Source organism: Exiguobacterium artemiae 255-15, assembly GCF_000019905.1.
Classification (GTDB): Bacteria; Bacillota; Bacilli; order Exiguobacteriales; family Exiguobacteriaceae; genus Exiguobacterium_A; species Exiguobacterium_A artemiae.
Genome location: NC_010556.1, coordinates 2070191 through 2091167 on the forward strand (window position 1 = coordinate 2070191; position 20977 = coordinate 2091167).

General features: G+C 47.1%; 16 protein-coding genes. 3 read left to right on the forward strand and 13 right to left on the reverse strand.

Features of this window, described 5'->3' with window-relative positions; all coding sequences use genetic code 11:
* Positions 1 to 60: 60 nt before the first annotated feature.
* From EXIG_RS10815 to EXIG_RS10855, 9 genes are all read right to left on the reverse strand, one after another.
* Entirely contained in the window at positions 61 to 792 is a 732-nt protein-coding gene (locus EXIG_RS10815) for a hypothetical protein (protein ID WP_012370987.1), read from the reverse strand.
* Entirely contained in the window at positions 789 to 2540 is a 1752-nt protein-coding gene (locus tag EXIG_RS10820; RefSeq protein ID WP_012370988.1) for a type IV pilus biogenesis protein PilM, read from the reverse strand. The genes EXIG_RS10815 and EXIG_RS10820 overlap by 4 nt, the downstream gene beginning before the upstream one ends.
* An 18-nt stretch (positions 2541 to 2558) precedes the next feature.
* On the reverse strand, positions 2559 to 3317 hold the full coding sequence (locus EXIG_RS10825) for a prepilin peptidase (protein ID WP_012370989.1): 759 nt from the start codon (positions 3315 to 3317) through the stop codon (positions 2559 to 2561).
* A gap of 54 nt (positions 3318 to 3371) precedes the next feature.
* Complete coding sequence (locus tag EXIG_RS10830; protein ID WP_012370990.1) at positions 3372 to 3890, reverse strand: type II secretion system protein; 519 nt, start codon at positions 3888 to 3890, stop codon at positions 3372 to 3374.
* A gap of 138 nt (positions 3891 to 4028) precedes the next feature.
* Positions 4029 to 5246 (reverse strand): type II secretion system F family protein, encoded by a 1218-nt coding sequence (locus EXIG_RS10835; RefSeq protein ID WP_026827808.1) that lies wholly within the window; start codon positions 5244 to 5246, stop codon positions 4029 to 4031.
* A 4-nt stretch (positions 5247 to 5250) separates the two neighbouring features.
* A complete protein-coding gene (locus tag EXIG_RS10840; protein ID WP_012370992.1) occupies positions 5251 to 6294 on the reverse strand; it encodes a type IV pilus twitching motility protein PilT in 1044 nt (347 codons plus the stop codon).
* Entirely contained in the window at positions 6291 to 7955 is a 1665-nt protein-coding gene (locus EXIG_RS10845) for a GspE/PulE family protein (protein WP_012370993.1), read from the reverse strand. The genes EXIG_RS10840 and EXIG_RS10845 overlap by 4 nt, the downstream gene beginning before the upstream one ends.
* Positions 7956 to 7963: 8 nt before the next feature.
* Positions 7964 to 8278, reverse strand: a complete 315-nt coding sequence (locus EXIG_RS10850; protein ID WP_012370994.1) for a hypothetical protein — start codon at positions 8276 to 8278, stop codon at positions 7964 to 7966.
* A 26-nt stretch (positions 8279 to 8304) separates the two neighbouring features.
* Positions 8305 to 9666 carry a G5 domain-containing protein gene (locus tag EXIG_RS10855; RefSeq protein ID WP_148206630.1) on the reverse strand — a complete coding sequence of 454 codons (1362 nt, stop codon included), beginning with the start codon at positions 9664 to 9666 and terminating at the stop codon, positions 8305 to 8307.
* Between the two features lie 175 nt (positions 9667 to 9841).
* On the opposite strand from EXIG_RS10855, the gene EXIG_RS10860 reads away from it, so the two are divergent.
* The 3 genes from EXIG_RS10860 to EXIG_RS10870 are packed head-to-tail and all read left to right on the forward strand — an operon-like array spanning position 9842 to position 12529.
* The gene (locus EXIG_RS10860) at positions 9842 to 10366 is read left to right on the forward strand and encodes a type IV pilus modification PilV family protein (RefSeq protein WP_012370996.1); all 525 of its coding nucleotides are present in this window, start codon (positions 9842 to 9844) and stop codon (positions 10364 to 10366) included.
* Positions 10329 to 10943 (forward strand): type II secretion system protein, encoded by a 615-nt coding sequence (locus tag EXIG_RS10865; RefSeq protein ID WP_012370997.1) that lies wholly within the window; start codon positions 10329 to 10331, stop codon positions 10941 to 10943. The genes EXIG_RS10860 and EXIG_RS10865 overlap by 38 nt, the downstream gene beginning before the upstream one ends.
* 59 nt (positions 10944 to 11002) lie before the next feature.
* Entirely contained in the window at positions 11003 to 12529 is a 1527-nt protein-coding gene (locus EXIG_RS10870) for a type II secretion system protein (RefSeq protein ID WP_234944531.1), read from the forward strand.
* Positions 12530 to 12576: 47 nt separating this feature from the next.
* On the opposite strand, the gene EXIG_RS10875 is transcribed toward EXIG_RS10870, so the two are convergent.
* The 4 genes from EXIG_RS10875 to EXIG_RS10890 form a co-directional block, all read right to left on the reverse strand.
* Complete coding sequence (locus tag EXIG_RS10875; RefSeq protein ID WP_012370999.1) at positions 12577 to 13266, reverse strand: ankyrin repeat domain-containing protein; 690 nt, start codon at positions 13264 to 13266, stop codon at positions 12577 to 12579.
* A 15-nt stretch (positions 13267 to 13281) separates the two neighbouring features.
* Entirely contained in the window at positions 13282 to 16863 is a 3582-nt protein-coding gene (locus EXIG_RS10880; RefSeq protein WP_012371000.1) for a GEVED domain-containing protein, read from the reverse strand.
* A 72-nt stretch (positions 16864 to 16935) separates the two neighbouring features.
* On the reverse strand, positions 16936 to 18186 hold the full coding sequence (locus tag EXIG_RS10885; RefSeq protein WP_012371001.1) for a bifunctional folylpolyglutamate synthase/dihydrofolate synthase: 1251 nt from the start codon (positions 18184 to 18186) through the stop codon (positions 16936 to 16938).
* 56 nt (positions 18187 to 18242) lie between these two features.
* Positions 18243 to 20885 (reverse strand): valine--tRNA ligase, encoded by a 2643-nt coding sequence (locus EXIG_RS10890; protein ID WP_167315862.1) that lies wholly within the window; start codon positions 20883 to 20885, stop codon positions 18243 to 18245.
* Positions 20886 to 20977: the final 92 nt, after the last annotated feature.

Sequence of the window (20977 nt, forward strand, 5' to 3'; positions counted from 1 at the left end):
AACTTTCAGTATAACGAAAAACAAGTGCCGCTCCGAGTCAGAGCAACACCTGTTTTTTGATTAATTATCTGTAACATCGACAAACGGATCCGATTTAGGTGTCGTCTCTTGAAGAGGCGTCTGTTTATCCGGAATCAGCTGTGTCAAATCCGGGCGGTAGTAACTTTCGATTTCCACCGTAAAGGACATCATCTCGTCCTCTAATACGATCGTCTGGCTTCCCGGACCGGGTTCATCCGGACCTGTCAGCTGAATTTGACGTAAAATCGTAATCCGGTCCGTCCGTTCGATCTGTTTGAGGAAGGCCATCAGTTCAAGATAGGACGGAGCCTCGACCGTCAAAGAAGCTGGCAGTGCCGTCGCGGTTGTGGTCGCAACCGGTGTCTCTGCCGTCTGGGCAGCTTCCGTCTCGGATTCTGTTGCCATCGCACCGTCCACGGCAGGTGTCGACTGGACCGGTGAGGCAGGAGCCGCTTCGGTCGCAGTGGCATCAAATGTGATTCCCTGGACTTTTACGCCGGCAATCTGACTGGCGGCATTGATCGCATCAATCACGTCATCATTTGCCGGTACGACCGGGACTTGTTTTTGGAGGAAGCTGGATTCAGCGACATCCACTTTCTGTTCATTCGCTTTTGCTGCTTCAAGCGCCATCTGCTCCCGTTCGAGCGTCGCTTCGGTTTGATTCATTTCCTGGTACGTCGTATACGTCGTATAGCCGAAGTAAGAGAGACCGCCGACAATCAGGACGATCGTCAGGGCAAGAAGAATGAGACCACTATATCGTTTCAATTCTCTTCCACCTCCTCTACTTCAGTCGACACCGGTTCGTTTGCCTCTGTACCGGTGTCTGTCGTCGGCGGTTCCACCGTTTCCGTTGCTTCCGCTTCTGGATCGACCACGGCATCCGTCGCCGCGTCTTCCTTCGGCGCATCAGGATCCGCCTGGTTCGTTTCCCCTTTGATGACTTCCGCCGGAACGACCGTCAGACCGAATTGTCCGATGTAACGGGGTTCTTCCGTCGCCGTCTCATCCGTCGGTGTAATCGTCGTCGTCGGAATCTCTGCCCCGGTCGTCGGATCGATTGTCGTCGAAGTGACGACTTCCGCTTGCTCATTCATCGTTTTTGTCGTGACGTTCGTTAACGTCACCCCCGTAAAGGCTGTATCCGTCAGCAGTTGACGGTAAAACCCGTTTAACTCATCTAACGTCTCGAACTGGGCATTCATCGTGACAAGGTGATCCGCGCCATAAGCAAACTGCAGGATGTAACCGCGTTCCGGCAAATAACGCGTAATCCGTTCAAGGGTCGGAACAGCCGGACGTGGTGTTGCTTCAAGATCATCGACTGTTTGTTTCAGCTGCGCGACTTCTTGTTTGGCGGATTGGGCCGATTCCGATTGTAGCGTCCGGACGATTTGAATCTGGTTGTTCGCGGTTTCAATCCGATCGGCAAATTGATCGGTCTGCCAGTAGAGATATCCTCCGGCCATCCCGCCGAATAACAACAAGATGAGGGAAGCAACAAGCGGAAACTTTGGAGCCACATCACTGTCCGGCAACAAGTTAATCCGGTCTTTATGGACCGTTGCTAATCCAACGAGGGGTAAGTAAGCTTTTGGAATCGATTGACCTGCCACATCAAGTACATCCGGTAATTGTTCCAACCGGACATCAAAATTCGTTTCAAACCGGCGGACCAGCTCCTCTTGAAACGGAAAATCTCCAGTCAGCATGACGCGGCTAATTTCCCGCCCGTCCCTTGCTAACGAGAAGCGATAGAAATCAAGCACGCGTGAAAATTCCAGTAACATCTCTTCCAAGATGAATTCGACGTTGGTATCGTCCGATTGATACCGGTAATGCAACCGGTCCTCGATGACATCGACTTCCCAGGCATTCGCGACAAACGTATCGACTGAACGAATCAGACGCGGTATCTTGTCTTCAATGATGATCAGCTGATGATTCGTCGCGTTGACGTTCCAAATCAATAGATTACTGTCGGCTTCGACCTCATACAGCGCATCGAGACCAAAAAACGTTGCCAGTGGCTGGGGCTCAGCTGCCACGAGACGGATATGTTTTTTCCGGAACAGTTCCATGTACTGTTTTAACGCTTCGTTCGGTGCCGCATACAACATGATTTCCCGTTTACCGTCTTCTTCGAGCAGCGTGTAATCAAAATACGGTTCTTCAAACGGCAGGACGATGCTGTGTCCCAATTCCATAAACAAATATCCGCGAATCTGATTCGTCTCGACCGTCTCCGGAATTTCGAGTTTCCGGGCCAGGACGAGTGATCCGTCAATCGCCAAGACCGCTTGCGAACCGCGGGGAACCTTTAACTTCGCCAGTAAGCTGTCAAAAATCAGATCAAGCGATGCTTCCGGTTGGAGCCACCCCCCTTGAAGGGTTCCGGGCGGTAACGAGACGACGCCTCGTCGTTTGATAACACCCTTTTTAACGACCGCTCCAAAAATCCCGACATCTGTGAAATTAAAGTAAATATATGTACCTCTGCGCCGAGCTTGCGCCATATGTATGTTCTTCCTTTCCTAGAGGAACAGATCGAGATAAAGCTTCACCCAATCGTCCGCGAAATAATATGTCAGTAATGTTCCGACTGCGATCGAGGGAACAAACGGAATCGGTTGTTTTCGTTCAACGCGTTTGAAACCGAGTAACCCCAGTCCGATGATCGATCCGACGAACGCGGAAACAAACAGGGCGATGACGACGTGTAACGGACCTAAAAAAATCCCGAGCACACCAAACAACTTGACGTCTCCTGCCCCCATCCCTTGTCGTGACGCAAGAAAGATCACGAACAATAGAAAGAATCCGACGAATCCGCCAATAATTGGATTATACCAGTTCTCAAGGGGAGAAAGGTAGCGAACAATCAGACTAATCGGTAAAAAGAATAATAAGATTTTGTTCGGAATCAACATGTAGGCAAGATCGGACATGACGAGGATACTGAGCAGGCTCGTCAGCAGAATCGACAGGATGAATTGCATCGACCAACCGAACTGATAAAAGGCATAAGCATACAAAATCCCGCCGAGCAATTCGAGTGCCGGATACTTGATCGAAATCGGTAACTGGCACGTCCGACATTTGCCGCGCAAAACGAGATAGCCGATGACCGGCGTCAGTTCAAGCGGACCGAGGACATGACCACAGTTCGGACAATGCGAGCGCGGACGGACAATCGATTCCCCGACCGGGACCCGTAAGCCGACGACGTTCGTAAAGGATGTCACGAGCATCCCAATCAGAAAAAAGTAAACCGTAAAGACGACTGTCATCATACAGTTCCCTCCTTAAAAAAGTTCAGAAAAAAACCCCCGAGATGGGGGTAGATATTATTTCACTTCAATTGCTGAGCGTTTAAGAGCATCTGAAGATACTCCATCAAAATATTCGTTAGTAGTTTTTTTGCTGTTAAGCGTTACTGTGTAAGTATATTTTCCCTTTACTTCTTTTACGAGTACAAATGAATCTTTGTACTCTGCATCAGAGTTTAAAGAGTCTTTCATAGTATCAATATATTTACTTAACGATTCTTTACGTACAGGTACTTTATCTCCAACTGGTGTAGATGTTATTTCTTCCCCGCCTTCGTTAATACCTAAAATAATCGACTCACCAGCTTGAATCGGATTAGAAGATGCGTATAACTTCGCAGCCGAAACCAATTGTTTCGCATCGGACACAACCGCATCCTTACGTGAGTTTTCAATCAATCCGCCGATGGCGACGACAGCGATTGCTGCAATGATTCCTAAGATAACGACAACAACGAGTAACTCGATCAATGTCAAGCCGCGCTCGTCACGCATTTGTTTAGCATCGAGCCAAATCTCTTTCAGACGTTCTAACATGTTTATTATTCCTCCCTAGTACTTTTTCACTGCTTCTGGCGTATAGGTCATACTATCCAGTTTGATACTATTATAGTAGCACCATATTTTTTGTAGAAAATGTCTTTTTTGTACAATAGGTAAATGTTTTGACAGTTGTCAACTGGCCTGAATATCGGAGTAGATTTTGAACATCGGGACAACGACTGCAATGACGATCACACCAACGATAACTGCTAATACGACAATCAATAACGGTTCAATGATGGACTTTAAACGGTCGGTCGTCGTCTCAACTTCGGTTTCATAAAAATCGGCGACTTCGGTCAGCATCGAGTCGAGCCGTCCCGACTCCTCCCCAATCGCAATCATCTGCGTGACGAGAGGTGGAAAATATTTGTTTTTTGATAAGGGTTCATGCATCGGGATCCCGCGTGACATTGCTTCGTTTGCAGCGGCAATTCCTTTACGGATGACCCGGTTCGTGACGATCCGTTCCGTGATGTCGAGGGACGCGAGAATCGGGACGGAGGCATTCAGTAAAACGGCCAGTCCCCGTGTCATCAAGGCGATTTGTGATTTTTGAATCAATGGGCCAAACACGGGAATCATCAATAACAGACGGTCAAAGATAACGCGTTGCCGCTCATTCTTTAAGTTGAAGTACAGCAGACCGAGCAGACCAAAAGCAATTAGCAGTAAGACCCACCAATAGGCGACAAAAAAGTCAGAAACCGCAACGACGATTTTTGTGATCAACGGCAACTCACTTCCCAGTTGGTCAAAAATCGACGCGAACGTCGGGACGACGTTCAGCATCAAGAAGACGACAACGCCGATGGCAACAATCGAGACGACTGCCGGATAAATCAACGCCGAGATGACCTTCCGTTTGATCTCGTACTGCTTCTGAAGCTGAGTGACGATATTATCAAGCGCTTCTTCCAAGTTTCCGCTTGCTTCCCCCGCCATCGCCATACTGACAAAAAATGTATCGAAGACACGGGGATGTTTTTCAATCGCTTGCGAAAATTGAATTCCGCTCCGTAAATCGTCTTCAACCTCGACAAGTGCCCGTTCGAGCGGTTTCGAATCGGTCTGTTTGCGCAAGATTTCCGTTGCCTTGACGATCGAGACCCCCGACCGGACAAGTGTCGCGAATTGTCGGGCATACATGACGAGATGCTCGATTTTCGGTTTCGCGGTTAAAAATGTAATCTCTGTATTTAAGCCTTTTGATTCTTGTTTTTCAAGCAGCGTCACGGCAATTTGATCGGTCCGTAATCGTTCTGCCGCTTCCCGTTTCGTTAGTGCTGTGATCTTGCCTTTTTTTCGTTTGCCGGTCATTGTTCGACCTTCATATTTAAAGACTGTCATTAATTCACCCCGATATGTAAGGTGTCGCGGCAGATGCTGGAATCAATCCACGACTCACTAAGTCTTGTAATGCCATCTGCATCGTCTGCATCCCGTACTGTTTTCCTGTCTGCAGAACAGATTGAATCTGATATTCTTTCCCGGTCCGGATCAAGTTTGACACAGCCGGTGTCTCGACCATGATTTCAAGTGCTGCGACACGACCCGTTCCGTCTGTTCGCGGCATTAGCCGTTGTGAGACGACACCGGCTAGAACGTTCGCGAGTTGAGCCCGAATCTGGTCTTGTTGCTCGGACGGAAAGACATCGATGATCCGGCTGACCGTCGATGCCGCCGTCGACGTATGGACGGTCGCGAAAACTAGATGACCGGTCTCTGCTGCCGTCACGGCGGTTGAAATCGTTTCCAGATCGCGCATCTCACCGAGTAAGATGACATCCGGATCCTGCCGGAGGGCAGACCGTAAGCCGGTCGCAAACCGCGGCGCATCGATTCCGATTTCCCGCTGGTCAATCAGACTTTTCTGATGACTATGCAAATATTCAATCGGATCTTCGAGCGTGATGATCCGTTTATACATCGTCTGGTTGATTTCATTGATCATCGCTGCCAGTGTCGTCGATTTCCCGGAACCGGTCGGACCGGTCACGAGAATCAAACCGTGCGGCTTCGTCAAAAAACGTTTTAAGACCGGCGGTAATGACAATTGATCGAGTGTCGGGACTTCGGTCGGAATTGTCCGGAAAGCCATCGACAACGCACCGCGTTGATAAAAACAATTGACGCGGTAGCGCGCCACTCCTGTCACACCAAATGAAAAGTCGATATCGCGATCCTGTTTTAACTGTAAAAACATTTCCTCGGTAATAAGGGAACGGACGAACCCTTCAATGATGATCGGCTTCATCTTTTCCGAGCCAAACGGTGTCAGGACACCGTTGATGCGAAAGACCGGTGGTGAGCCGGCCGTCAGATGGACATCAGATGCTTCTTTTTCTTTTGACGATCGTAAAATGTCTTCAATTTGGGCGCGTTCCATCGTACTCATTCGGAAATCACCGTCCGGAGAATCTCTTCCGTCGTCGTGATCCCTTGGGCGACTTTAGATAAACCGTCCGCTAGCAATAACCGTTGTCCTTGTGATCTTACATACATCGTGATTTCACTCTCCGTTGATTGATTCATGATCATCCGTCGTAAGCTTTCATCAACCATGACGACTTCTTGAATCGCCAGTCGTCCGCGATAGCCGGTCATGTTACAAGAGGAACAGCCGCGTCCACGCATGACGGTCGTCGCCGCAATCCCTTCTTGCGCAAACAATTCTTCTTCCCGTTTCGACAACGGCTGGACTTCCCCGCAGTCACGGCATACCCGCCGGACGAGACGCTGAGCAATCAATCCGGTGACCGAGGCCGCAACAAGGAATGGTTCAACCCCCATATCGATCAATCGGGTAATCGAACTGACGGCCGAATTCGTGTGCAAGGTCGAGAGAACAAGGTGACCGGTTAATGAAGCCCGGATTGAAATCTCCGCTGTTTCAATGTCCCGAATCTCCCCGACCATGACGACGTTCGGATCCTGTCGCAGAATCGAACGGAGACCACTGGCAAACGTCAAGCCGATTTTTGAGTTGACCTGAACCTGATTGATACCGTCGACTTGATACTCGACCGGATCTTCGACCGTAATGATGTTCCGTGTTTCATCGTTCAATTCATTTAAAGCGGCATACAATGTTGAGGATTTCCCGGATCCGGTTGGTCCCGTGATTAAGATAATCCCGTTTGGCCGTTTGAGCATCTCACGGAATTGTTGTTCGTTCCGTTCACTGAAACCGATTTTTGCAATCGAGATGTTGGAATTGGAACTGTCGAGAATCCGAATGACGACTTTTTCGCCGTAGACAGTCGGTAATGTCGAGACCCGGAAATCATACGCAACGCCATTATGTAGGAATTTAATTCGTCCATCCTGTGGTAACCGGGATTCCGTAATGTCAAGTTCGCTCATGACTTTAATCCGGGTCGTCAAAATATTTTGAATCTGTTTCGGATAATTGTTTTCTGTCCGTAATTCACCATCAATCCGAATTCGGATTGACAGCGATGTTTCTTGTGGATCCATATGAATATCGGATGCCCGCTGGGAAATTCCGTTTTCGAGTATTTGATTGACCAGACGGATAATGGGAGCATCTTCACGTGTCACGGTATCACGTGATGTATCGGAAATCGTCATCTCGTCGGACTCGAGTAATTCTCGCAGGGATGAATCGATATCGTAATACTTTAAAATCGTCCGTCGGATTTCGTCGCGTGTCGCAAGACCCACTTCAATCATCAATCCAGTTTGCAGTCGCAAATCATCAATTGCAATTAAATCCATCGGATCTGCCATCGCGATGAACAGCCGATTTCCTTCTCGATAAACCGGCACTAATGTATGCCGCTGTGCCAGTTCTTTTGAGATCAATTTTGTTACCGCGACATCGACCGGATAGTTATACAGTTGAATGACAGGAATTTTTAATTGATGATGCAACGCTTCAATCAATTGTTGTTCGGTTAAATGACCGAGTCGTAGTAAGGTATCCCCTAATTTTTCCGATGTCCGTTTGACGGATAAAGCCTCTTCAATCTGTGCTTCCGTCACGACACTTTCTTCCAACAGCATTTCGCCTAAACGTTTTCGTTTCATCGCCATTTACGTTGTCATCCTTCCGCGTGCCATGTTTCTTCTTCGTCAAGTGGTGTCAGTTTTTGTTTTTTTTCATCCACGACACTCGTAATTGCCGTTACAACGAGAATCAATACGATATAACCGGCAATGACCAAAGGATTCGAAATCCAGTCAAACTTGACGATTAAATAGAGGGAAGTGACCAAGACGAGCGCCGTCAATGAAAGAATCACTTTTGCTGCTGTAGTCGTGACAAAAGGAATTTGAATCGCAAACATCAAACCACAAATGATGGTCGCAAGACCGATAATGATGCCAAGCTCGATTGCTAAGTCCGTCCAGTTCATGTTCATCCTCTTTTCTTTTAGGAAAATCAGCCGACAGCGCCTTCTGTCGAATCATCTTCGACTGGAGATGCCGGATCCCCTGTTGTTGGTGTATCCGGAGTATCTGGTGTTGTCGGTTGCTTCGGTGTTACAGGTTCTTCTGGTGTCGTCGTTCCGTCTGTTGTTCCATCCGTTGAGTCAGTTGTTGAGTTATCTGTCGAGTCATTGGTTGTTTCATCATTGGTCGTCTCGTCCGTCGAGTCGGTTGACGGTTCTTCTGCCGGTGGTGTGACAACAGGCGGTAACTCTTCTTGACTGCTCTTCGTCACAATGGCTGGTGTGGCTGCATAAAAATCAAGGGCCAGTAATCGTTTGACTTCTCCTTGATTTGATTTCGTGACACGATACAACTCAATTGATTTTCCTTCGATGCCTGATTGCGTATCACTGCTTGTTCCCGCAGATAACGTTGCAGAATAGCGTGTGATTGTCCGGTACGGAATTGTTTTTTCCGCTTCCAGTACGGCAGAAACCGTTTCTTTGAACGGTGTCCCGCGTAATTCAAGTGTGACATCGCTCCCGTTCTTCGTCGCTACGACTTGGTAGTTGACCGCTTGTGTGTTCCGAACGGCAAAATCGGTTTTTTCGTCAATCTTGACATCATAACCAAGCGTGATATCGTCCGGTAACTGCGCATGTGGCATCCGTTCGACGATCTCAAATGGCGTTTTCGCAAATAATTCATACAGTTTACTGCCAATGAAGGAGGCCGCAATCGGATCCATGCCATACGTCTTAATATTCATCAACTGACCGGCCTTAATGTCGACTTGAGCCATCGCGTCAATCATCTGTTCTTCTGCTGCCGAACGGGTCATGAACGTGACACTCGAAACGACTTCACCCGCCGGATCAACCGCTGCTGCCGTTTCAGACGGATCAAAGTTTCCTTCTTCCAATTTTTCACTTGTTTTGATTAACCAGGTGTTGAACGTCTTCACCTGCTCTTCTGTATATGTAATCGGTTGTGAGGCGAGATAGGTTTCCATCGCTGTTTGATCAACAGTTACCTCTAAAGATCCACCTTTTTTTAAGGACGCTTGTTTGATTGATTCCTCAATTTTAAATGTCACCAGTTCAGTCGGAATTGGCAATGTTTCTTCTCCTGTCCCGACGGTCAATGGTGTTTTTTTAGACCAGGACGTGACTGCTTCCTGCACTTTCGGTTTTGCTTCTTTCCGTGTCAATCCGCTGACGGGAACAGAACCGATTCGGGCGGTATCGGAAAAATTTTCGACGACCGTTGCTTTGCCTGTAAAAGAAATCAAAGCAAATGAAGGAACATAAATCAGAGCAATTAAGGCGACTAACAACAGCGTATGTACGGCAAAACGTTTAAAATTTATCATCATCTGTTTCCTTTCCGTATGAAATAACCATTTCAGGTGTCTAGTATTTCCATTATAATGAATATTATGATGAAACATAAGTCCTACCTGACAAATACTTTCTCTACGTGTGAATACATACCTTTTTTTAATTTTTAGTCCAGAAATCCTATTGATTTAGACATGAGGTGAATCCGTGCCAAACAAGCAAGCTGGTTTTTCATTAATTGAGGTATTAGTCAGCATTACGATTTTATCGATTATTTCTGTATCGTTAATCAGTATCTTTTCCCAATCCCTCGCCGCATCCCGGGATAGCACCAAATTGACGTTTGCCAATTATCTCGCCAAAAATGCTGCCTCCTACATCGAGCGGGAAGCCGTCGAAGCAGAGTCCGGTCCTTTTGTTTTTAATGACTTGAAAACCAAAGCCCAACAGGCAACTTATCAGAATGGAGCTTTTGTAATGCCGACGCCGAACACGCCGTCATGTGGTGTATCGGCTATTTGTGACTCAATCTTCAATGACGCCGAAATAAATAATTTACCGTTCGATGTGAAGTTCAGTGTCACTCCACGTAAAATCAACGGACAAACGGATCCCAATCTGCTCGATTTGTATGTTTATGTCTATCCAGACGGACAATCAGAGCCCATTACTTCCTTGAAAGGATCGATTACGAATGCGACGCTTAATCAAAGTTTTCCATCAACGAAGTGACGGGTTTTCACTCGTTGAATTACTGGTCGCAATCGTCATTGCTGCGATTTTTAGTGCGGTCATCCTAACGGTGTTTATTTCGGGAACAAAAAGCTTTCAGGCAACCGGCATTATCAGTGAGTTGCGGAGTGAAGCCGACAGTTCGGTTGGTTTGATTTTAAATGAAATCACCGGGTTTGATGCTATTCGAATTGACGAACTCAATCAATTGTCATTTTATAAAAAAACACTGCCAAGTATTAGTCAATCAACAGGGCTGCTTGAACGGTCGGCCGGTTTTGTACCGTATAACGCCAATCAAGACCAAACAGACGAGACGGTCAATCCGATCACTTATACATTTGCTGAGCAACAAACCGAACAGACGACTTTGATTTATAAAGGACCGCCCGAAAGCATCAATGACCAGACACGCGTTGAAAAAACATTTACCCTATCGCGTCCGGAAACGGTCACGATTACCACAGGCGACCATCCAGGTGTCTATGTCATTCACGGCATCTTGACGATTACCTTAACCATCCGGTCCGTTGATCAAGAAGAAACACAAACCCTGACGAGTACGATCGGCTTTTAAGGGAGAAAGGACGACCTATGCGAAAATCTGAAGAAGGTTACACCCTACTATTTGTATTAGTGACATTAACCGTTCTGTCCGTACTGGCGGTGGCGACAATCGGTATCAGTCTGCAATCCACCCGGTTGACGGAAATCCGGGGCACGAACATCGAAGTCGAATCAGCGACACAAAATGAATTGAATCAAGCCATCGCTGCCCTGCAACAAATCGTTGCGACGACAGCCGGCACCAATCCCACCAGTTCTTCCACCGAATTATTTAAGGATCCAACCAATCAAATCATTTTAAAGCTTGCGGCTTCCGCACCGAATGTCAAAATCGTCTTAAACGAGGCGGCCTCGAACATCCGGGTCAAGGCATTTGATTTGACCGCAGAGGTCGAAGAAACAAAAGGCGATCAGCCGACAGTCCGGAAAACGTATTCGCAACGCGTTTATCTGTCTGCGATTCCAAGTTTTTTATACTACATCTTAGGTTCGGACAATCAAGTGATTTTAAATGGCGCCCCGCGGATTCAGGGAAATATCTTTTCCCGGGAACCGTTGCAAGTATCAGCGTCACCTAACTTTATCTACAATGGTGTTTCGGGGAAGTATACGGATAAAACGGCCCGTTCTTACATCGATGGTCAAGTCAAGGTATTCCAGCCAAAGGACCAAACGTTATTGAGCTGTCGTGATTTTTTACCTTGTGATTCAAGTGTATTCGACTCGACCGTCAAAACGGACTTGTTGGCCACAAAAGACGCCTTGGTCCCGTTTGATTTTGAATTCGCCTTAAACGATTTTTTAGATATTCCGAGTACCACGCCACTCGCCACGTTATCGAGTTACTTACGAGATCAACCGATCAAACAGGCTGTCTTATCAGGTCCATTTTTAAACGAACTAAGTACAGACAAACAACTGATTCGACCGGCACCAACAGAAAACAACACGGTGACCATTACCGACGACATCGTCAAAGCTTCCACTGAACCCCTTATCATCGACGGAAACTTGACGATTTCTTCCCTCAACCCCATCGATCGACCACTTGAAATCAAACGGCCGATGATTGTTCTCGGTAATTTACTGATCCGCGGTAACGTCAGCTTTGCGACGACGATGTTTTCGACGGGCTCGAGCCGCCTGGACGATGCGAACATTCAAGGAATTGCCAGTTCAGTCAGTCAGAATACCTTGATCCTTCTCAGCAAAGGAAGTTTGACGATTAACCGCGTCAATAAATTTTCAACACCAAAAACCGCAACACCCGATATGAGTGCTTTTTTATACAGCGATGATCCAAAGCTAAACCGAATCTATTCCGTTGGTTCGACGATGAACCTGCAAGGTGGAATCTTTACGAAAGGCAGTCTCGAAGTCAATGCCTACCGCGGAACGCTTGATTTACCGGAAAATAGTTTCCCGCAAGATGTAACAGCACTCGAGACCTTGATGAAGGCCAAGCAATCCGCTGATGCTGAAAAATCCCGTCTTCGTTTAACTTACGATGCGAGTGTTCTTCAAAATCCAACAGCGATGCTTCCGCTCAGCCGGGCCGTTCAACTCTATGTCGAGACGCCGAAACGGCTTCCATGACAAACAAAAACACGACACCCGTCAACAGCGGATGTCGTGTTTTTCAGTTACTCAAAAGATGCTGCACCATACGTTTCAGCCAGTTGTTTCACTTGTTTACGTGTTGCTGAGGCGCCGCTTTTTTCTAACACTTGATAAAGGTCTTTCCGGTTTTGTTTGACGGTCTCGTAAATCGGGCGATCTTTCCCTTTGTCCGGCGAAGCACCCGCTGCCAGTAACAGCTCCATCGCTTCTTGGTTTTGATCGACGGTTGCATAATATAGTGGGGTATGACCGGATCGATCCTGCTGGTTCAATTCGCGTTTCGTTGCTTGTTTGACGAGTAACGCGTAGGCATCGACCGAACGATTGACACTTGTTGCGACATGTAACACATTTTGTCGTTCCTTGTTCACTTGTCGGACGGACGCGCCTGCTTGCAACCAATCCGCTACGACATTCGTCGGAGCAAACTGTGCGACATAAAACCAATTGGTTTGATTTTTAGCACTTGTCCGGTCCAACAGGACGAGTGCTTTGTCGTACTCGAGTGTTTCTTGAAACTGCCGGATATACCGGTTTCGTTCTTTTGTCGATAAATTGACAGCTTCTGCTGCTTGTTGCAACTTATTGGCATCACTTGCCTTGAGGCTTGCTTCAAAGGTTTGTTGATTTCGATAATCGATTAACAGATACGTCGTTCCTCCGATTCCAATCAAGAACAGGAGAACGACGATCATGATTTTTTTTCGTGTCACGTCGTTGGCTCCTCTTTAATACACATCCGTATCACTTTCTCCCGCCGATTCCTCAGATGAAATCGTGACTTTAAACGTTGTCGTCAACGGTTGCTTTTCTTTTTCTCCGTCTTTCAATACTTCAAAAACAGTCTTGTCTTCTTTTAAGGCAGTGACCTTGACGCGGGCAACACCCGGACGAAGTGCCTTCAGCGTCTGAGCAGTCGCATCCGTCTTGACGTATTCTTTTCCTTGCAAGACTTCGAGACGATAGAAACGTTCCGTCGTCGTAACGGGTAGCCAATTGAGAAGCGGGCGTTTTTGATCATCTTGTAATGTCATCGTCAAATCATTCGCCGTCAATGTCAGTGGATTTTCACGCACATTGATTTTAGTGATCGCTTGCGTATCTGGGAAATCTTTTAACTGTAACAGTACATCAATCGGACCGTTTGGAGTCCCGGTCAATCCTTTGACGGTGTATCCGGTACCGGCCGCAGTCAGTTCAATGGCATCACTGATTTTAGAAAGAACAAACGGTAAACGGATATCCGGTGAAAATGTTGCCGTCACATCCTTTGTCGTCCCGACCCATAGTTCCAAGTTGCTTGGATTCACAGTTAGTTCCGGAACCTTGACTTCGATCGTATAGACTTGTGATTGCGCCAAGTAGGTCGTTGCGCCTGCAGTTGCTGGCACGACCGCTTGAACGGTCAGCATACCGGGTTTAATGCCCGTTAAGCTCAACGTATCGGTGTCTTTTCCTTTTGATTCAACAAATCCAGGATTCGTCACGATCCATTTGATTGGGGCATCTGTTCCGGACAACATGATGGCATCCCCTGTCATCGCTTTCGTTTGCCCCACGTACAACACATTTGGCACATCACGGACAATCAATCCGCCAAATACATCATTGATGGTCAATTTGGATGTTGCGACAAGTTCTTTGCCATTTGCGACAGGTACAATCAATTTGATATCCGTCGTACCGATTTTTTTCGGTACAATGATTCCCTCTTGGTTGATCGTCGCAATACTCGTATCTGCAATCGACCATTTCAACGTCCCGTATTGACTGCCTGCCGGATTGATGTCAGGCAAGACTTTATAAGACGGGGTATTGATATCGATACGGACTGATGGGATTTTGGCTTCTGTCGCATAACGTGTCGACAGTGCATACCCTAACGTCGGAAAAGCTTGCGCATCATTTGCAACGGACTTTGATTTATCGACTCCATTTTTCTTATCACGGTAGACCGTTTTCGTTGAAGTCATCGAATTATCTTTTTTATCAAACAGATGAACACCGGCTGCATCTTTTGCCCGGACCTTTACGGTAAAGGTCAGCTCAGATGGTTTGGCAATCCACAATCCTTTTTGAACACCTGCAATTGCTTCATCATATTCGATATCCGGCACGTTCCCTGTCAACTTTTGATTGACGATCTTCACGTTACCGAGCCCTGTCGCTGAGATCACCTCGACATTCCCTGGGAAATCTTCACTGAATAGGATATCTTCCATCGTGACAGAGAATTGACCCATGATATATCCATTATTTCCGATGGCATCTTTTTGAAGCATCGGACTCGTTTTGACGGTATAGGTGATGTCTGCTGTTTCCCCTTGTGGAATCGTCGCCGGATCAATCGAACGTGACAACGTAAACGGAGATGAGGCGGACGGCTGAACGACTTGAATCGTCCGTGTTTCAATCGTCTTCGCGCCACGTTGATCTTCCGCTTCAATCCGAATTACTGCTGACGTCTTACCAGCTAATTTCCCGGTAAACGTCTCACTGACAAAGGAATTGTTTTTCAATTTATCATTCTCATACACTTTTTCATTGTCGATATAAATACGTGTTTTTAATTCACGGTCCCGTAAGTCATAGTCGTTCACTTTGTATGAGATAGTGAGTGGTTCGTTGTCTAAATAACTCGCCTGATTTTCCGGCAAAATATTTTTCAGAAGCGGTTTGTGGTTGGCACCAATGAAAGCACGGTACATCGTGTTCGAGAACAACTCTTTTTCCTGTTGCTGGTTGAAGGTCGAAGTATGTCCCGCTCCGGAATAGGTGACATTCCCTTTTGTATACATATAATAATGATTTCGGGCATCACCGATCGTACGTCCAGCATCCTGATTTGTCGAAGCAAGGTTATTTTCACGAATGTTATACCATGGAATCAAGTCCGGTTGTTCTAAGTCCAAACCAAAATATTGGTTGTGGGTCGTCGCAATCTGAACACTATTACCTAACGTAAAGGGATACGACGTCATGACACCATCGTTTTGTTTAACAGCTTGACCTGACGTCCGTGGTGCTGCGTATCCCATGTTGGTAAAGTTTTTCTGTCCGGCGAGTCCGGCAAACTTCTTCTCCCAAAACAGTTCAGGACTTGCTGATTGATTCGGTCTAAAAATCGTATCGTGGGACAACATCAGACCTTGTCCCGTGTTCGTAAACCCAAGGATCGCGTTCGATGCAGCGTCACTCAAAGATGCGGCACCATAAGAATCTTGAAAACCAAAAATCAACATATCGTAAGCCGTATTTAAATTCTTAGTCGAATACGTTTGATTAAATGTGTCTGCAGTGATGACTTCGACATTAAAGTCATAAAATCCATCCTGCTTCAGTAACGTTCCAGTATTCATAAATCCATTGATGGATCCGGTCGTTCCTGTCCGTGTCACTTGAAGAATTTTTGCTTCCGCAACCTGATCCTTCATCAAAAAACTGCCGGTTTTGTAGTCCCTCAAGTCATCACTGCTTGAGACACGAATCATCCAATTCCGTGGACCGGTATAACTTGGCGCGTCAAAAGTATAGCTTAGTGTACCCGTTTTCCCTGCCGGTTTTTCATCGACTTTTTCCGACTCTTCAAATTGATCATTGCTGTCGAAATCAATGTACAGTCGAACAAGTTGATTCGTATTTTCAGCGCTCGTCGTGTACGTAAAATCAATCGGGACGTTCGGAACGGCTGTCGTTCCTTTATCGACGCCCGTCAAAGCCGTTCCTTTTTGCTGAACAGATACGCCTTCCAAACGAGGGCGGACGACCTTTTGCAGTTTCAATCTTGAAATGACGATAGAAAGATCCGTATACACCGGTGTCTCTTTAAAAATTGCCGTAAAGTTACTCGACGAATGCGTCAGAACATCTTGGTGCAAAAAGACAGGTAGTCCTTTTTTGACATATGCATTTTGAATCTCGTTTGCTTTCAGCTTTGTAATATCATTTTCAACCTTGTTCGTATTATGATTTTTTTTCGTATCTGAAACAGTCATCGAATAACGGTCTGTTCCCGAAAAAGCTGACGGATCAAAAACAATCGCATCAAATGCTCCATCAAGCGGGAAACGCGACGCATTCAGTTCCTTGACTGTCATCATCTTAATCTCGTACCGGCTCGTATCCAGTCCTGTCAACATGGATGTGATGACAGTATTCGGATCAATCCGATTTGTTGCTGACCAGGCATCTCGGATTTCTAAAATCTTAAACTTTTCTCCGGCTGCAGCCTTTGTATGTGGTGGTTGTATATACGTAATACTGGTAAAAATCAACAGACTGACTAAAAACAGACGTACCCAACGTTGCATCTCCATCGTCTCCTCGTCGTAAGATCATAAAATCTAGGACTATATTACCCCACCATTAGTATACAAGTTCTTTCAGTGTTTCCCCTTTTTTGTAAAAGACTGTGCCTTAAGTAATGTGCGAACCGTGCTGATGAAATAAAGGGAACCCGTGACAATAAGTGTCTTGTCAGCCGTATCCACTTCCTTGAAAAAGCTGTTGAGTTCCATCGCCTTCGCTCCGTCCATCTCCAATTCTTCCAGTGTTCGCGCCCTTGGAAAATCAAACGTCGTCTCGTAAATATCCGGTGTCACTTCCCGTAACTGCCTGAGCATCGCTTTGCGGTCCTTGTCCCGTAAGATCGAACAGAGGACGACGACCGGTTTTGACTCTTCCTTCAAACGTTCGACAAGTGCCGTCACCCCTTCCGGATTATGGGCACCGTCCAAAATGATCCTCGGCTTACGGGAGATGATTTCAAACCGACCCGGATGCGTTGCATTCCGCAGTCCACGCCGGATTGCGGTCTTCGACCATCCCAGTTGTTTGGCACAGACGACGGCATTGGCCGCGTTGTGGACTTGATGCATCCCTTCCAGTCCAAGCCGTGTCTCGGGAATGCCTTCATAGGTTGCCCACGTGCCTGTTGCACTGAGCCGGTAATCGCGAATCACTTCCTGACTCCAGGACAGACTCGCTTGCCGATCGCCACAATAGGCCATCAACGGTACCGTCAATTCTTCCTGCAGTTTCCCGGCAATGACTCGTGTGCCTTGTTTGATGATCCCGAATTTCTGTAGGGCGATCTCTTGAAGCGTATCTCCGAGGATAGCCTGATGGTCGTGCCCAATCGAAGTAATAATGGCGGCTTTCGGTTGCTTCAGGACATTCGTCGAATCGTACAAACCACCGAGTCCGACTTCATAAATCACAAAATCAGGACGAATTTGATAAAAATGATAAAAAGCGAGCACCGTTAAGGCTTCAAATTCCGTCAATGCCCCAATTACCGGTTCTAATTTCAGGATTGCAGCTTGAACCACATTAGCCGCCTCGACCAGATCCGCTTCACTGATTGGTACACCGTTCAACATGATCCGTTCCTCGAACTGAATGATATACGGTGACGTAAAGGTTCCGACTTGCAATCCTTCGGCTACACCCATCTCCCGCAAAAAAGCGACCGTTGATCCCTTTCCGTTTGTTCCCGCGACATGAATCGTCGGAATCGCATCCGGATCAATCATAAGTTCCGCCAGTAATGCTTCCATCCGACTCAGTCCCGGTTTGATGCCAAATGCCAGTAACGCCGATAACCATTCCAACACATCTTCTCGTGTTCTCACGCTTGGTTCACTCCTTCAAAAAAAGTGACTCAAGAAAACTTGAGCCACTGTTAAGATTATTTTGCGAGTTCGCTGATTCGGACTTCAACTGCCGCCCGCTTCTCTTTATAGTCTTGTGCTTTTGCTTGTTCTTCTTCAATGACATGTGCCGGTGCTTTCCCGACAAATCCCGGGTTGTTGAGTTTTTTCTCGACCCGTTCGACTTCTTTTGTATACTTGACGAGTTCTTTGTTCAGACGAGCGATTTCTTCTTCGATGTTGATCAAGTCAGCAAGTGGAATGAACAATTCTGCTCCCGTCACGATGGCACTCATCGCCTTTTCCGGTGCTGTCATATTGCGTTCAACGAGCAATTCTGACGCATTCGTGAACTTTTTCAAGTACGACAGATTTGTTTCTAAATCATGCTGGACTTGATCGTCACTCGTTGCAATCATCAACTGAATTTGTTTCGACATCGGTGCGTTGACTTCAGCCCGGATGTTCCGGACTGAACGGATGACGTTCTGAACGGCTTCAAATGCCGGAACAGCTTTTGGGAAATCCAGTGAATCGTTCCGTGTCGGCCAAGCGGCACGTGTAACTGTTTCGCCTTCGTGCGGTAAGTGCTGCCAGATTTCTTCCGTGATGAACGGCATGAACGGATGCATCAGACGCATGATTTGATCAAGCGTATAGGCAAGAATCGAACGTGTCGTCAATTTCGCTGCTTCGTCCTCACCGTTTAACGGCAACTTCGCCATCTCGATGTACCAGTTACAGAAGTCTTCCCAGATGAAGTGATACAGAACGCGACCTGCTTCACCAAACTCATATTTGTCTGACAGACGCGTCACATCATCAATCGTCGTGTTCAGACGTGTCAGAATCCATTGATCGGCAAGTGATTTCTCACCGGACAGATCAATTTGCTCATGCGTCAGTCTATCCATGTTCATCAAGGCAAAGCGGCTCGCGTTCCACAATTTGTTCGAGAAGTTCCATGTCGCTTCGATTTTCTCCCAGTAGAAACGTAAATCGTTTCCTGGTGTTGAACCGGTCGTTAAGAACCAGCGCAGCGAATCCGCACCGTATTTCTCGATGACATCCATCGGATCAATCCCGTTACCGAGTGATTTCGACATTTTCCGTCCCTCGGAGTCACGGATCAAGCCGTGAATCAAGACATCATTGAATGGACGTTCGCCTGTGAATTCATACGATTGGAAGATCATCCGTGAGACCCAGAAAGCGATGATATCGTAACCCGTTACGAGTGTTGACGTCGGGAAGTACTTCTGATAATCAGCTGCACCTTCGTTTGGCCAGCCCATCGTCGAGAACGGCCAAAGGGCGGATGAGAACCATGTATCAAGCACATCATTGTCCTGTTCCCAGTTTTCGAGATCAGCCGGAGCTTCTTTGCCGACGTAGACTTCGCCCGTTTCTTTGTGGTACCAGGCCGGAATCCGGTGACCCCACCAAAGCTGACGGCTGACACACCAGTCACGGATGTTTTCCATCCAGCGGACATATGTGTTTTCGAAACGTTGCGGAATAAAGTTGATTTTGTCTTCCCCTTGTTGCTCTTGTAATGCTTTTTCAGCGAGCGGTTCCATTTTAACAAACCATTGGAGCGACAAGTACGGCTCGACAATCGCGTCCGACCGTTCCGAGTGACCGACGGAATGCAGATGCGGTTCGACTTTGATCAGGACACCTGATTCTTTCAGATCTTCGACAATCTGCTTACGGCATTCGAAACGATCCATGCCTTCATATTTGCCGGCATTTTCGTTCATCGTGCCGTCTTCGTTCATGACGAGGACACGCGGTAAATCATGACGGTTTCCAACTTCAAAGTCGTTCGGGTCGTGGGCCGGCGTGATTTTAACGACACCTGTCCCAAACTCCATATCAACGTACTCATCGGCAACAATCGGGATTTCCCGGCCGACGATTGGTAACGTGATTGTTTTTCCGACGAGGTGTTCATAACGCTCATCTTTCGGATTGACGGCAATCGCTGTATCGCCGAGCATCGTTTCCGGACGCGTCGTCGCCAGTTCGACGTGACCGCTTCCGTCCGTCAACGGATAACTGAAGTGATAGAAAGCACCTTCGATGTCTTTATAAATGACCTCGATATCCGAGATGGCTGTTTTCGTCGCCGGATCCCAGTTAACGATGTATTCACCACGGTAGATCAAGCCTTTTTCATACAATTTAACGAACACTTCTTGAACCGCTTCCGACAAACCTTCATCGAGTGTAAACCGTTCCCGTGAATAATCGAGTCCGAGTCCGAGTTTCGACCATTGCTCGCGGATTGTTGAAGCATATTCTTCTTTCCATGCCCATGATTGTTCAAGGAACTTCTCACGTCCCATTTCAAGACGTGACTTTCCTTCCGCCCGGAGCTTCTGTTCGACTTTGGCTTGCGTCGCGATTCCGGCGTGGTCCATTCCCGGCAGGTACAAGACGTCGAAACCTTGCATCCGTTTCATCCGTGTCAGCATATCCTGAAGTGTTGTATCCCAGGCATGACCGAGGTGTAATTTCCCGGTGACGTTCGGTGGCGGGATGACGATCGTATACGGTGCTTTTTCCGGATCCTGATCGGCTTTGAAGTATTCCCCTTTCATCCAAAAGTCGTACCATTTTTCTTCCGTTGCCTGCGGATCATATTTTGTTGGCATTGATAATTCCTGCATCTGAATCGCTCCTTTAATCCATAATAAAAACGGCTTCTCTCGTCCTCATCTAAGGACGAAAGAAGCCGTTGCTCTTCCGCGGTACCACCTTAGTTCAC